Origin of the sequence: Streptomyces sp. NPDC049627 (assembly GCF_044465645.1) — a bacterium.
In the GTDB taxonomy this organism is placed as follows: domain Bacteria; phylum Actinomycetota; class Actinomycetes; order Streptomycetales; family Streptomycetaceae; genus Streptomyces.
Genome location: NZ_JBITLW010000002.1, coordinates 804,277 through 819,366 on the forward strand (window position 1 = coordinate 804,277; position 15,090 = coordinate 819,366).

At 61.9% G+C, this 15,090-nt stretch carries 8 protein-coding genes; 5 read left to right on the plus strand and 3 right to left on the minus strand.

Going from position 1 to position 15,090, the window contains the following annotated elements; genetic code table 11:
- Positions 1 to 247: 247 nt before the first annotated feature.
- Positions 248 to 2,275 carry an NACHT domain-containing protein gene (locus ACIBU0_RS08645; protein ID WP_398813644.1) on the plus strand — a complete coding sequence of 676 codons (2,028 nt, stop codon included), beginning with the start codon at positions 248 to 250 and terminating at the stop codon, positions 2,273 to 2,275.
- A 596-nt stretch (positions 2,276 to 2,871) separates the two neighbouring features.
- On the opposite strand, the gene ACIBU0_RS08650 is transcribed toward ACIBU0_RS08645, so the two are convergent.
- The 3 genes from ACIBU0_RS08650 to ACIBU0_RS08660 form a co-directional block, all read right to left on the minus strand.
- Positions 2,872 to 3,291: a hypothetical protein gene (locus tag ACIBU0_RS08650; protein WP_398813646.1), complete on the minus strand. Its 420-nt coding sequence runs from the start codon at positions 3,289 to 3,291 to the stop codon at positions 2,872 to 2,874.
- Positions 3,288 to 5,426 (minus strand): AAA family ATPase, encoded by a 2,139-nt coding sequence (locus ACIBU0_RS08655; protein ID WP_398813649.1) that lies wholly within the window; start codon positions 5,424 to 5,426, stop codon positions 3,288 to 3,290. The genes ACIBU0_RS08650 and ACIBU0_RS08655 overlap by 4 nt, the downstream gene beginning before the upstream one ends.
- Positions 5,427 to 5,656: 230 nt before the next feature.
- Positions 5,657 to 7,816 (minus strand): DEAD/DEAH box helicase family protein, encoded by a 2,160-nt coding sequence (locus ACIBU0_RS08660; protein ID WP_398813652.1) that lies wholly within the window; start codon positions 7,814 to 7,816, stop codon positions 5,657 to 5,659.
- A 314-nt stretch (positions 7,817 to 8,130) separates the two neighbouring features.
- Between ACIBU0_RS08660 and ACIBU0_RS08665 the strand changes: the two genes are divergently transcribed.
- The 4 genes from ACIBU0_RS08665 to ACIBU0_RS08680 are packed head-to-tail and all read left to right on the plus strand — an operon-like array spanning position 8,131 to position 14,932.
- The gene (locus ACIBU0_RS08665) at positions 8,131 to 9,306 is read left to right on the plus strand and encodes a cysteine desulfurase family protein (RefSeq protein ID WP_398813654.1); all 1,176 of its coding nucleotides are present in this window, start codon (positions 8,131 to 8,133) and stop codon (positions 9,304 to 9,306) included.
- A gap of 51 nt (positions 9,307 to 9,357) precedes the next feature.
- The gene (locus ACIBU0_RS08670; protein WP_398813657.1) at positions 9,358 to 10,464 is read left to right on the plus strand and encodes a DUF4007 family protein; all 1,107 of its coding nucleotides are present in this window, start codon (positions 9,358 to 9,360) and stop codon (positions 10,462 to 10,464) included.
- A complete protein-coding gene (locus ACIBU0_RS08675) occupies positions 10,461 to 14,099 on the plus strand; it encodes an ATP-binding protein (protein ID WP_398813660.1) in 3,639 nt (1,212 codons plus the stop codon). The genes ACIBU0_RS08670 and ACIBU0_RS08675 overlap by 4 nt, the downstream gene beginning before the upstream one ends.
- A complete protein-coding gene (locus ACIBU0_RS08680; RefSeq protein ID WP_398813663.1) occupies positions 14,096 to 14,932 on the plus strand; it encodes a phosphoadenosine phosphosulfate reductase family protein in 837 nt (278 codons plus the stop codon). The genes ACIBU0_RS08675 and ACIBU0_RS08680 overlap by 4 nt, the downstream gene beginning before the upstream one ends.
- Positions 14,933 to 15,090: the final 158 nt, after the last annotated feature.

The window sequence follows — 15,090 nt, forward strand, 5'->3', positions numbered from 1 at the left end:
GACGTCGCGGGGCGGCGCTGGTCGATGGGTTCGGCGACGGCGCGGTACGCGTGCGTCGCGGCCTCGCTGGCTTACGGAGGAGCTGGTTGATGGGGATGTTTGAATCTCCCCACCCGGGCTCTGAATGGACCCAGAGTTGCTCGGCTTCAGTCCCCAGGTGCAGGCGTGCCGCCCGCTTTCGATCGACTCAGCGCGGATTGTGATGATTTCTTACTCGACGGAGGCGTGAACCCGGAAGATGCCTCGCATGGGGGCATCACGCACACGCCGGGTCGCTGTTGTCTATTTCATCCTGCAGACTGCTGCCGCGGCACTGGCGCTGTGGCTGTCCAAACGGTTCGGTGTGGCCCGCCTAGCCGCCACAGCCGTTGCACTGGCGCCGAGCTTGCCCGGCGCCTACCTGGCCTGGGCGGCCTACCGGGCCGACCGTACCGAGGCTGCGGCAGACACCGACACCAAGGTCAAGAGCCTGGCCGCCGCCGTAGCTGTCGACGAGGCCCGGCAGCGAGCTCAACTAATCGGCCCCGGCGCCCACCGCATCGACCTGACCTTCACCCACCGGCCCGAACCCGCCAACAACGCCAGTGGCGCCCATGCCCAGGGCTCGCTCATCGACATCGTCTCGTATTACCAGAATCTGCGCCCTGCCCGATTGGTGATCACTGGCGAACCAGGTGCCGGCAAGACGCTGCTTGCCGTCGAACTCATCCTCGGTCTGCTCACGCACCCCGACCGTAACCAGGCCGACATGGTTCCGGTCCGCCTCTCCCTGGCGAGCTGGGACACCAGCCGCCCCCTCCCTGATTGGCTCACAGACCAGGTCCACGAGCGGTTCCGCGGCCGCGGCATCAGCCGCGCAGACGCCCGGCAGTTGGTCCAGGGGCACCACATCCTGCCTGTCCTCGACGGTCTGGACGAGATGGACACCGCCACAACGCCAGTCGGCCGCCGCCGCGCCCTGCGCGCCCTGCAAGAGCTCAACTCCTACCAAGACCCCACTGGCAACGCCCCCATCGTCTTGACCTGCCGCACAACCCAGTACGCCGAGCTGGCCGCCCTGGATGTGCGGATGCGCGAGGCCGCCCGCATCGAGCTCAGCCCTGTCACCCCCGCCCAAGCCACCGCGTATCTCGCTGCCCGCAGCACGAACGCGGCTCGCTGGACCGCTGTCCTGGACAACCTGACCGCCGCCTCGGGCGGCCCCCTGGCCCTGGGCCTGGGCACACCCTGGCGGCTCAACCTCGCAGCCACGGCCTACGAAGAGCGCCACCCCGACACTTTCGCCTACCTGCGCAATCCCGCCGACCTGCTCTCCCTGGCTTCTCCTGCCGCTGTCCGCGACCATCTCCTCGCTCTGTTTCTGCCCGCAGCCACCCACCAGCACCCCACATGTCCTGGGCGCTACCCGCCGGACGCAACTCACCGCTGGCTGGCCGCGCTTGCCACCCACCTCGCCACCGCCACGCCCGCGAGGGCAGCGGCAGGCGCCGACATCACCCTGCATGAACTGTGGCCCATGGCTGGCTCCCGCCTCGTTCGCCTCACCGATACCCTCGTTGCCCTCGTATTCACCACCCTGCTCTTGCACCTGGTTCCAACCGACTACACCGGCGTCGAAACAACGCTGCTACGCGGCATGTTGGCGCTGTCCTGCGTCGCGGCTGTCTGGGCAGCCAGCCGTGCGACCGTTCCCACGCCCAGAACTGTCCAACTCCACCGACTCTGGAGCCGTTCTCACCCCCGTCAGCTAGCAGCGCACCTCGTATTCGTGGTCGTCATCGGGCTTGTGGTGGGGCTTGTGATCGGGGGCGCATACGGGCTCACGGTCGACTTCACGTACGGGGTCCAAGACGGGCTCGAAGGCATGCTCACGATCGGGCTCTTTTTCGGATTCCCGTACGGGCTCGCGATCGGGCTCACCATCAGGCTCACGGAGCGGCGGACGGGCAACGTCGCACCGTCCGACCCTCGCCATCCGGTTCGGGACGATCTCGCGGTCGGGCTCGCGGTGGGCCCCGCGATCGGGCTCGTAATAGGACTTCCGGCCCTCTGGTTCGGGCCCTCGATCGGGTTCGTCTACGCGCTGTGGTCTTGGCTCTTGTACGGACTCGAAATCGACCTTCCCTCGGGGTCGCGTTCGGTCTGTACCTCCTTACCGGAGCAGGCCGCCGCTACCTCGTCTTCCTCTGTTCTTCTCGCGGGCAACTACCGCCCTGATGCCGAGTTTCTCCCTAACCAGGCTCTCGAACTCGTGGTGATGGTCGTGGAGCCATGACAGATACGAGAGAGCCTGGTTGATGACGTTCTGGTCGCGAGAGCGCTTGTACTCCACGATGACTGGCGTCCCGCTCTCGTCCAGACCAAGGGAGTCAACCCGGCCCCGATGACGACCGGTTCGGTACTCAGTCACCAGAAAACGGATACCAAGCATCGCCTCCATATTGGCCTCGATGAGAGTTTGTAGTTCGCGCTCCACAGCCACGGACGCCCCGGATACTTCGGTGGCTTGCCCGTCTCTCACCTTGAAGACCTTTAGGTTGCTCACGTGCCTCCCTCCACGTTCGTTGCGACCCATGAGTCGCATAATCGAAACGTGGAGGGGGCTATTCCCGACACGTGGACGTCGATCCGGCGCAGCAAGGTGGGGGACGCCTTCTCCCCGTGAACCGATGGCGATGGGCTCAGGACCCTGATAGGTTCGGCAGCCCCTAGGAGTCACACGTCCTCTGCTGGCAGGGCACCCGGCAGTTCGTCCACTGATACTGGTAATTCGCCTTCATCAGGTCCGAGGAAGGGCGAACTGCCCGTGTGATCCGGGCCTTTGTCCTAGGCGCCGTTTGAAACGAGGGGAAAGTCGTGCAGGAGTTGTCGTCAGCCTGCTTCGAGCGCGTTCAAGTTGAGGCGGTTAAGAACGGACAACGTCGGCTCAGTCTTGAGCAGGCACTCATTTCCTAGCCACTCAAGTCCAAAATTCGCATATTCCATGGCGAGCCCAACAACCCTCCGTGGATCACCCAAAACATCGGCGCCCTCTTTTGAAAGAGCCAACAATTCCAGGTGAGTTACCCGCCATGGGTCACTGTTGAAGATGGATCCGTCTATGAACTTGACGCGCTGAGAGTCTGACGGAAACGGTAGGCGTTCACGTTTCCTGACGCCGATGCATAGCCCAAGCCACCATCCATCGATCTGGCGACTGAAGATCTTCCCTTGCCCGGTGTAGTTGCGAATGATCCGATGAGTATCTTCCGGCATGTAGAGATCAATGCCAGCGTACCTTGCTACGGTCATTGCGAAACCCCCTGTTCGCGGTACTGAAGGTACTCACCGTCACTGTGTCGGGCACACACGTCGCACATCTGTCGATGCGTGCATGCGCACGTCCGTGATACCGGAGAGTCAGCAAGCCAATTGTTCGCCAAATCTTGCGGGTAGTGATGGCTGCACGAGAGCGTCGCGAATTGACCGGCCCGCTTATCCAGAATGTCCTCGACACCGGCGATTTCTGACCTTGTGAGCAAGAGGACAACTTGGAAAGGTGTCTCCGACGGGCCTGGTGGGCGGGTGATCGCCTCGACCATGCGGCGTTTCGTATCGCCAGACACCATCCCGAGAGGGGTGTCGATAAATCTTGGAGCGACGACGCCTGCAACTTCCATGAGAGACCACACGAATGACAGAGTCAGTGCACGCTGTGAGGCGCCGTTGACCTCAAAGTCAGGGTCGAGGCTGGTGTCTCCCTGGCTCATCACCTTAATGTCAAATGAGGGGGTGATCATTACCCCTGTATAGACACCCTGCGTAGCAGAGTTGTCCGTGCCGATAATTTCGTGGAACATGTTCTGTAGCCTGGCGGAGACCCGGTCGACGTATTCGCCTTCCAAGCGATGTCGAACGGAAGTCACCAGAGTCTTCAGATCATTAGCGACATCTCGTTTTGTGGCAATATCTGCACTGATCTGAGCATCACGCTGTGCCTTCTCCAATGCCTTCTGCTTGACGGCCAGATCCTGCTGCATTGTGTCGAGCTGATTGCTTAGATTGCCGTGCTCATAGATGGCCTCTTTGATCTTCTCTTCCAGATCGGTGAGGTCGCCTTGAAGTCTGCGGACCTTTTCGTCATCAATCCGACCCCGACGTTCCTTCGCTGCGTTAAGCAAGCCGCCTTTGCGCTCGATCTCTTGAGTGATCGTTGCGTACTCTCGCAGGAGTTCATCCCGTCGTTCGGGAAACCTATCTGGCTGGTCTCCCATGTCGCGAAGGGCGCGTGCACGATACCTCGCGTCGGAGAGATATTCGCTTACTTCACTCCTCTCTCGCTGCTCGTCGAGGAGACTCTGCACGTGGTTACGGCGAGGTGTCTCCGGATCTAGCGCTTCTCCACAGATGCATTGGCCGCTTCCGAGGCAGTCATGAAGCACCTGGATCGAGTGACTAGGGATAATTCGCCTATCGGCAAGTTCGTCGAGTAGGCCGAGCCCATCAGAGAGGGATTCACTCATCAAAGACCAGGAGGTAACCTCACTGCGCAAGAGCAGTGACATTTCCCGCAGGCATTCATTCTTGCGGGATTCTAGTGCTGCACTATCGCGCTCAAGATCACTAATCTGGACATTTAGAGCTTCGAGGTCGCCGATTCCCTTGATTGCCTCAAGCTCGCGCCGCGCTTGGGCTTGAGTGCCTTCCATGTTCTTCTGGCGCGACGCGACCTTGTCAATCCTGGCGTTGAGATCATCGACTTTCTTCTTCAGTGCATCTCTCTGATCTGCCAGTGCCTCGACCTTGGAACCGGCATCTTTCGCGGCACGCTTCTCGTAGATCTGATATACAGCTTCGCTGTCCTCCACGGCTCGCCGGAGCATGCCGATGCCAAGAAGACTCTCGATGGCCAGGTGCACCTTCTCCTGGCGCTCGTGTGCATGCTGCCGGCCGCTAATGAACCTCTGAACGTCGTCACCATTCGTGAAGAAGACATCCGCGAGGCGTTCGGGCAATCGCTGCGCGATCCATCGATCGGGCACCGCCACCGGCTCTCCTCCAGCCTCAGTGAGCCGACTCAGGCGAAGGGCTTCGTTGCCACGCTCGACTTCGTCCCCCTCCGTTGGGGTCTCGTTCACCGTCCTCTGAAGTCGGTAGCGTGCTGGTCCACCATCGTCCTCGACTTCGAACTCAAGGCTGACCTCGACGAGAACGGGGACCCCTACTGGGCTAGCCGTAGAGGTAAGGCGGATTTTCTGCGCGCCTGTAACTGTTCGAAGTCCGCTAACGCCATAGAGTCCCCATAGGACCGCGTAAAGCAGGGATGTCTTACCCGACCCGTTCTCGGCTCGGATGGCGGTCAGAGGCCGCTGAGGGTCCACCGATAGGTCAATTCTGACATCCTGCAGCAACTTGAAGTTGTGCACGTGGATACGGTGCAGCCTCATCAGGCATCGTTCCTTCCGAGGTTGATTGCCTGTGCCCCTAGCTTCTCGATGACCTTTTGGAGATGTTCCTGGCGCTGCCGAGGGCTCGTGTGTGCCTGTTGGCGGACCAGGCCATTGAGAGCCGAAACGAGATCGTCGCGATATCCGGGATACCGTTCGCTGAACGCGACGACTTCCTCGTGTGCAACCTGACCTATCCGCGGCGACGTAGTCATCTTTCCCTCCCCGTTTCAGAGCGTTCGCTCGTGCCTGTCGATGATGGCCCGGGGCCCATCCGAGTCGTATTCGTTATCGGCTGCACTCGCGAATTCGCGCGCCCGCGTCAGTTCACCGATCAAGAGTGCGCGTCCTTCTTTCGTCCTCAGCGTCGGCGGAACTACCAAGAAATCATGGAGATTAGCAATCTCCTTGCCTTCCGCACGCCGAAGAATCCTGCCTCGCCGCTGTACCCATTCGCGGCGCACGGTGCTAGATGCCAGCAGGTAGGCAGTATCTGTCTGCGGAATATCAATGCCTTCATCCAGGACCTCCATGGCTGTGAGAACCTGGTACTCTCCCCTACCGAAGGCTTCGAGATACTTCCCTGATCCGCGCTTAGCAGTCTCTGCATGAGTGAACTGGTGAAAACTGATGCGCAACTCGTTGAGCATTCGATTCGTGGCATCAATCTGACGCTCGCGGGTAAGTACAGGTGGCTTCGCCGAGGTATAGATGAGCGTCTTGCTCACATCACGCACTCCGTGCAGAGTCAGGAGCTGACGGAGAGCCGGGATCTTAGCTTCGGCATGTTCAAGAAGAGCCCGCCGACGACGAAGGAGATGCTCAATCTGTGCCTGCAGATCCGAGTCTTTGCCATCGTCTGCCTGTTGGAACCCTTTTCGCTGTAGCTGGCGAGTCAAGTTCTCGTACTCTGCCATCTCGTCTTCTGAGAGGGGGATTTCATGGAGATGGTAGTTATAGGGGCTCAGGCAGCCGGCCCGGATGGCATCCTTCAGTGTGAACTCGAATAGTTCGGGACCAAAGTAGCCAAAGAGCTCTGCGGTGCCTTCTGGGTCATACTGTCTGCTCGGGGTTGCTGAGAGACCCAAGCGCACGTTGAAGCGCTCAGGCTTCTGCGCCAAAAAGCTCTTTGAGCCGAGATTGTGGACTTCGTCGCCGATAATCATTGTGAGGACCGACGGGGGGAGAGTATCGATGAAGTCCCGGAAAGACACGTCCGTTGTGAAGAGCTTCTGCGTGCACACGATGACCGATGTGTACGACCCTTGCGTGGTAAGCCCCGCCTTGATTTCTTCGAGCCGAGCCTCTCGTCTAGGCCCAGAGCTGCCGCTTGGCAGGAACGGCTCGACCCCAAAGCGCCTGACCGTGTCGGCCCATTGCCGCACCAGCGGGGCACTCGGGACGATCACAACGACGATCATTGGCCCCTTGTGCCGATCTTGCTCCTGAACCGCGGCAATTAGAGATGTCTGTGTCTTTCCTCCACCAGTGGCGATAGCCAGAATTCCCCGAGATCCGTTGACTGAAAAGGTTTCGACTGCTGCTGCTTGGTGTGCGTAGCGGCCACTCCGCCACTCAACGTCAGCGGGGATCGACAGCAGTCTTGGCTGAGCGATGCTCACGCCGGGAGGGAGCGGCGGTTCCAGACCCCGCGCGTGATCTGCATGCCATGCCCGCCAGAAGTCATCGATCGTCGGCGCTTGCGCAGTCCCGCGTTGGCGCCCTGCCAGCCGGAGTCCGTCGCTGAGGTCTACGGCCAGCACGTGTGGGCTCTCGTTGTGCCATTGCCTCTCCCAACCTGCCAGGAGCTTGCTGACTCGGTCGGAGGCGACGTTTCCATCGCGCCAGGGTTGGTCAACTGTCATCTGCTCGCCGTTTACGAGCAGTCCCCGTGCCGTGGCATTGCCCGAGCCATGCACGGCAGCCCACTCCGCGCCGGCCCTGAATAGCCACTGCTTCTTGTGGTACATACCGGACTTCATGAGGGCGAAGCGGATCTTTAGGCGTCCTGCGGCAACGAGGTAGGAGAGACAGTCGAGGGTGTGATGAACAAGAGCATGTTCGGAGAGGGCCGCTTCATCAAGCAGACGTTCCAGAGCGGCTTCGATGACCTGTTCAGGGCTTCGGACTCCGCGTTCCATTGCTGCTAGGTCGGTTGGGTCGACCGAAGGGCTGATCAGGAGCTGCAGGGTGCCATTGTCCCGGCGTAGATAGTCCGCTAGGCCCGGTGCAATCTGCGCGAGGCACTGCGAGCTGAAGAAGCCGGCAGCGATCCGAACGTCATCCGAAACCTTGATTGCTGGAATGAGGACTTCTCCGACGAGGTCGTCCTCTGGGATCTCGTAGATCGGAAGAGCTCCACGAAGTGCCGTGGCCAGTCTTCCGTTCATCGTGCCTCGCCCTCCGTTCGCAGCCACGCTACGTGCTGTGTTGGCCGCTACTGAAGACGGATGCCGACGGCTCAGGACCGGCGGGCGTGCGCGTTCGCGACACCGGATCAAGGGTAGCCCTGAGCGGTGACAGTCGGGAATGCTCCTGAAGTTCTGGGTCGGAGTGGCTGAAAGTCGTGGTTCCTTCGAGCCTGCCTCAAGGGGTGGGCGAGTCCGTTAGGATCTCAGGGCACTCCTGGTGGACCATGGGGAAGCTGCGAGAGCAGCAACCAGGAGCGCCGTAAGGAGACAATCTCGGCAGGCGGGGGCACTCCATGAACTCAGGCTCTTACGCCGCGCAGGCGGTGTACCTCGACTACAACGCAACCACTCCCATGCGCCCGGAAGCGCTGCAGGCCACGTACGACGCGCTGCAGACCGTAGGCAACGCCTCCAGCATCCATGACCACGGGCGAGAGGCCGCGGCTCGGGTGGATCACGCGCGGCAACAGGTAGCCGACATGCTGAACTGCTCTCGCGGCGAGCTCATCTTCACATCGGGTGCGACTGAGGCCAACAACCTTGCGCTGCAGGCCGCTTACGCGCAGCGAGACTTGATCATCACCTCGGCTGTTGAGCATCCCGCGGTACTGGAAACTGCTCGAGCGCTCGTACGCGATACTCCAAGCGCCCTTTTTGTCCTACCTGTCGACAATGAGGGGCGGACCGATCCTGGCACGCTCAGGGAAACAGTTGAGCAGCATGGCGTTGGCCTTGTATCCATCATGCTGGCGAACAATGAGACCGGCGTGATCACCGATCTCACGCCAATGATCGAGGCCGCACACGAAGCCGGTGCACTGGTTCACACGGATGCGACGCAATACGTTGGCCGGCTACCTCTCGACCTGGGCGCTCTCGAGGTGGACCTGCTGTCGCTGTCCGCCCATAAGTTCGGTGGCCCGCAGGGTGTCGGTGCATTGTTCATTCGGCGCGGCACTCTGCTTGCTCAGCGCCCACTGGTCTTTGGCGGTGGGCAAGAGCGAGGCTGGCGCGCAGGGACGCTCAACGTTCCAGGGATCGCCGGTTTGGGAGCTGCAGCCGAGGCGGTACACCGACAGCTTCATGAAGAGGCCCCGCGTGTTACCAAGCTGCGCGATCTCCTTGAGGGAGAGCTCCTCACGCGGATTTCAGGCAGCTACATCAATGGCGCAGCCACCTCACGGCTTCCGGGCGTCACCAGTGTCACCTTCCCGGGAGCACCCGCCGATGCGGTCCTCGCCTCGATGCCTGACGTAGCCGCGTCCGACGGCAGTGCTTGCTCCGCAGGAGCACCGAGTCCTAGCCATGTTCTGCTCGCCATGGGGCTTAGCCGGGAGGACGCCGACTCCACCATTCGCTTTTCGCTGGGCTACGCCACCACGGAGCAGGAAATCGGCCGAGCCGCCGATGCCATCGTGCGAGCTGTTACCCATGTCCGGGCTGTCATGGGAGCTACCGACAGCCCTTGACCGGCACCTTTAAGACTTCGCACTCATATTGAACTGAAGGGTACGACCGCAATGCCAGAAGGCCGCCTCCCCACCGACGTCGTCGCACCGAAATTCAACAGGCACGAGAGCTTTCCCCCGCGCTTCGGCTGGCTGCACAAGGCATACCTGCAGGTCAAGAACGACGAGATGCTCTTCCACGCTCCGGATGCGCTTGTGCGCCTGGGTGTGGGTAAGAACATGGTCTACTCGATGCGCTATTGGTCGCAGGCGTTCAAGCTCACCCATGAGTACCAGCCCACACCGCAGGCACGGTCTCTTGCAGCCGCCCCGACATGGCGTGCCCGGTGGCTGCTGGACGAGGACGGAGCCGACCCGTACCTCGAGGACACCGGCAGCCTGTGGCTGCTGCATTGGTGGCTTGTCTCCGGAGATGAAGAAGCCAAGTGCCTCGTCCCGAGTTGGTACGTGATGTTCCACCTCGCACCGCTGGCGCGCGTCACGGTCGAGGAGATGACCACCTTCATCACACGCGAAGTGCACAACAGCTTCAAGCGTGAAAAGTGGCCGGCACCCGAGTCGATCAGCCGAGACGCCGAGTGCTTCATCAAGATGTACGCGCCGGACCCCGATGCGAACCCCCTCTCACCAGGCAGCTTCGAGGACTCCCTTCTCTGCCCCTTCCGTGAGCTTGGGCTTCTGGAGTTCCAGGGCGGCCGTGGAAAGGAGCGTACATACCGGTTCACCAGCGGCATCCGTCCGAACCTGCCGCCGAGCGTCCTCGTTCACACCTGCCTCGACTACGCGGCCCGTTTCAGCCGCAAGCCAGACTCCATCTCCCTGGCTCGCCTCGCCAGCGAGCCAGGTGCCCCCGGTCGCGCATTCCGTATGCGTGAGCCGGAGCTCGCCAGGTCGATTGAAGCCTTCGTCGAGAACCACCCACAGCTGGAGATCGTGGAGTCGCTTGGGCAGCGAAGCCTCCGCTTTTCGGACAACCCGGAGACCATCGCCTGGGACATCCTCGACGAGCAGTACGGCCGTGTTCGTGAGCGCGACGGTTTCCCGACTCCCGCGGAGTGGGCGCGGCAGAACCCTGGCCTGAAGAAGACAACAGTCGACGTTGAAGCCGCGCAGGGACAGATCCCCCACCAGCCCGAGATGATCCAGGAGTTCGCGTGACCACGGCCACAAAGCCATCTTCCGGCACCAAGGGGCAGGGCGCGGATGTCCAGATCCCCTCTGGGATCAGCTTCGTCGGTACGGAGTTTCGTTCCACTAACCTGGAACGCGACGTCCGAGCCCAGGACCTCCACTCTCCGTACGTCGGTGTACGCGCTCTCGACGTTCTCGACCGTGTGGGTAACGCCCTAGGCGATCTAAAGCGCACTCGCGCCTGGTCCTTCACCGGTCCTTACGGCTCCGGCAAGTCGACCCTCTCCAACTTGATCGACGCCCTCCTTGGCCACGACCCCCAGCGCAGAACCCACGCTTACGAGGCGGTCGCTGCGACCAACGCAGCTCTGGCCCAGGAGATCGCCGAGAACCGTCAGGCGCTCGCGGCAGACGGTTTCCTGGGAGCTGTCACCACTGCACGTAGGGAGCCACTGGCAGTCACCATCCACCGCGCCCTGCAGACCGCGGTGGAGCGCAAGTGGAAGAAGCGCGTCCCGAACGACGTCTCCACTGTCATGGCGGCCTGCGCGGAGACATCCGCCCCGACGACTGACTCTCTGCTGAACGCGGTCACTACGCTGTGCGGCAAGGCGCCGCTCCTGCTGATCATCGACGAGTTTGGCAAGACGCTGGAGTATCTGGTCTCCAGCGGAGAGGGAACTCAGACCGATAGCGACGTCTTCCTGCTGCAACTGCTAGCGGAGAAGGGCGCCGGCGCCAAGGGGCTGCCGCTCTTCATGTTCACCCTGCAGCACCTGGCCTTCTCGGACTACGCCTCCCGATCCAGTACCGTCCAGACGCAGGAGTGGGCCAAGATCCAAGGGCGCTTCGAGGACGTCACCTTTGCCCCCAACCTTGGCGACGCGGTGTACCTCCTTCAGCGGAAGCTGGCGCACTCTGCGGTCCCGGAGCAGGGGCGCAAGCTGATCGAGGCTCAGGCTCAAGCGGCCTTTGGTATCTGGCGGGAGCGGTCGCTGCACTCGGTCGTCGACATCTCGGCTGAGTCGTTCGCCAACCTGTATCCGTTGCACCCTCTCACCGCCGTGGCAGCTCCCCTCATGGCAGCGCAGATCGGCCAGAACGACCGGAGTCTCAGCGGCTTCCTCGTCAACGACGAACCGTTCACCGTGCGGCGCACTCTCGACACCTGTGCGGACGAGGCACCGAAGCGCGCTTCAACTATCCGCATCCCCCAGCTGTACGATTTCTTCTTTTCTGCAGGGCGTACCACGATCCTCGCCTCCTCTAAGTCAAGCCGGTGGCTGGAGATCAATGCCCGCCTTGAAGAAGCCCACGGGCTCCCCGAAGCTGATCAGGAGCTACTCAAGGCGATCGGCGTACTCAACCTCATCGACGCCGACGGTTTGCTGCGCGCTACGCCAGCCATGATCCAGTTCGCTCTGAACGATCCGATCGACGCCACCGACGCCAAGCGGTTCGACCAGCTGAAGAAGCGTCTGGCCAAGCTGGTGGAGGACGGACTCGTCGTACACCGGTCGTACAGCGACGAGTACCGGATCTGGCAGGGCACTGATGTCGATATCGACGCCCGGGTGCGTGAGATCGCCACCCAACTGCAGCCCGATGACGTTGTGCGCTATTTCAATAAGCACCTCGGGACGAATGTCCTCCCGAACGCGGTCGCGGCTGGCGCGCACAGCCAGCTCACAGGCATGCAGCGGCACTTCGTGACTGCCGTCAGCCATCAGACCGAGAAGCTGCGGGGCCCCAAGGTCGTGCAGGACGCGGCCGACGGGGTGCTTGTCTTCCACTTCGGCGACTTGAAGAGCACCCCTCGGGTCGACTCACCGCTTCCGGTCGTCGTCGGTGTGACGAAGAACCCCCAAACTGTGCTGGATGTCGGGAACACCCTTGTGGCGCTCCAGGACCTCATGAGTGATGAGGACTTGGACCACGTCGCCCGGCGGGAGATTAGCGAACGGGCCGGTGAGTTCTCCCAGCGTATTACGGCCATGCTCGCAGAGGCGTTCCGCCCGGGAAGCGATGAGTCGAGCTGGTACCTGTGGAAGAGCGGCGAGGACACCGATGGCGACCCCGCCCAACAGCTCAACGCCCGCAGTTACGCGGGGCTCGTATCCGAAGCGTGCAATGTGGTCTACCACCAGACCCCGCACGTCCGAAACGAGATGGTCGGACGGCACCAGCTGACGAGCAATGCTGCTCGGACACGCCGCAAAGTCCTCACGTCAATGATCGAGAAGACCGGGCTGCCGCTGCTTGGCTGGCCCCAGGACACGTTCCCGGCAGAACGCGCTCTGTATGACGGAGTCGTTGAGCACCTCGGACTGCACCGCGCCGCTGGCGAGGTCACCGGCGGCCAGAACTCTGAAGGCAGTATCCACACGCACGGGATGTCCCGCCCGGACGCTGCCACGAACGCGAGCGTCATGCCTGTGTGGGAGGCGCTTGAGGAGGCTTTGAGTGAAGCTACGGAGTCAACCAACCTTGTAGAGATCTACGAGCGCCTGATGGCGCCTCCGTACGGCGTCAAGGCCGGCGTCGTCCCGATCCTGGTGGTCGCCGCGCTCGTTCTGCGGGGCAACGACGTGGCCCTCTTCGAAGAAGGCAACTATTGCCCGCGCCTCACCGCCCCCATCATTGAGCGCCTGAATGTCAATCCAGAGCGTTTCACTGTGAAGGTGACTCCGGCTGATCGAGGCCAGCGCAGTCTTGTTCTCGACAAGCTGGTGACGTCACTCGGCGTCGATATCCCTCGGAGCAGAGCAAACCGGAATCCGGCACTACTTGCGGTCACTCGCGGGTTGCTGGAACCGATGTGGGAGCTAGACGAGTATTCAAAGAAGACTCGTCGGCTCAGCGATTACGCCGCCGTGGTCCGTAAGGTGCTGTCCGAAGCGACCGACCCGGATCGGCTGGTCTTCGAAGAGCTCCCCGAGGCACTCGGCTTCGAGAAGATCACCCCGGGCACGCGGAAGGACTCTGATGCAGCAGAGGCATACGTTGCACGCCTCACTGCCTCGCTGAACGAACTCGCGGACGCTAGCGCGAACTTGGCTCAGCACGTGGTGGAGACGTTGGCTCGGGAGTTTCGACTCTCCGCATCGAGTATCGGTGAGCTGCGGGCCGGTCTGGCTGAGCGTATGCGTGGCTTCGCCGACGCGTCGCTCGAAGTCAGCCTCCATGGCTTCGTGACCCGGGTACTCAACGAAATGCTTCCCGATGACGACTGGCTTGGGACCGTCGTCGTCCAACTCGTCAACCAGGCCCTCGGTGACTGGACCGACCGTGACGTGGATGCCTTCCCTCGCGTCGTGCGGGACAGGGCGCGCGCGCTGGATCGCGTGAGCCACCTGTACGACGCCGTGGAGGAGGAGCCGGTCGACGAGGCCGCCAAGGAGAGCGGCAAGCGCAGCAGGCCGAAGCAGCGACAGATCGACACTCATCTGCTGACCCTCACCACTCCCCAGGGAACGGAGGAGCGCACGCTCATCCACGTCCCGAAGAAGTCGCGGAATGCCGCGGACAAGCTCGTTGTCAGTGTCATCAGGCAAGCTGAGGAAGCACTGGGCCCCGACGGCGCGCGCATCCTGCTTGCCGCCCTGGCCGAGCACCTGTCCGGGCAGGACAGCGACGCATCCGAGAAGGAGGAGCAGCTGTGACCGACGCCGACGGCTCCAACAGCAAGAAGCGCCATGTACTCGGGATTTCGGGAGGCAAGGACTCCTCGTCTCTGGCGATCTACATGCGAGATCGCGTACCAGAGATGGAGTACTTCTTCTGTGACACCGGCGCCGAGCTTCCGGAGACGTACGAGTACCTCAACCGCCTCGAAGGCGCCCTCGGCAAGCCGATTGAGCGACTCAACTCCTCCCGGGACTTCGATCACTGGCTTGAGGTTTACCAGGGGACACTGCCCAGTCCTCAAATGCGCTGGTGCACAAAGAATTTGAAGATCAAGCCACTTGAAGAATGGATCGGCGACGACGAGGCCATCTCGTACGTAGCCATCCGGGCGGACGAGAACCGGTTGGGCTACGTCAGCACCAAACCGAATATCACCGCAGTATTCCCTTTCCGTGAGGACGGCATTGATCGCGAGGGAGTGGACCGGATCCTCGAAGAGGCCGGCATCGGCCTCCCGGACTACTACGAGTGGCGCACTCGATCCGGCTGTTACTTCTGCTTCTTCCAGCGCAAGCACGAGTGGGTTGGGCTTAAGGACCGGCATCCAGAGCTCTTCGAGAGGGCCATAGCCTACGAGAACAAGGTCAAGCACCAAGACACCGCCATGCAAGGCCGCAAGTACACCTGGTCGCAGGGCGAATCTCTCGACGAGTTGATAGAGAGGCGCGAGGAGATCGAAGCCAAGCATCAAGCGGCACTTGAGCGTGCGGCTAAGCGACAGAAGCCGAACCGTCCGTTGCTGGAGATTCTGTCTAACGCTCTGGACGACGACGATGACGATGCTGCCTGCGCGGTTTGCCATCTCTGAGGAAAACCGCCGATGTAGCGCCGGATTGGCACGGTGTAACTGACCCCGGCTTCGAGTGCGGGCCGCAGCCCGATGGCTGCGGCCCGCACCCTTTGGACGCTTCCCTTGCAAGTCCTAACTGTTCACTCTGCAGGCCGGCGGGTGAACCGGGCTGCTCA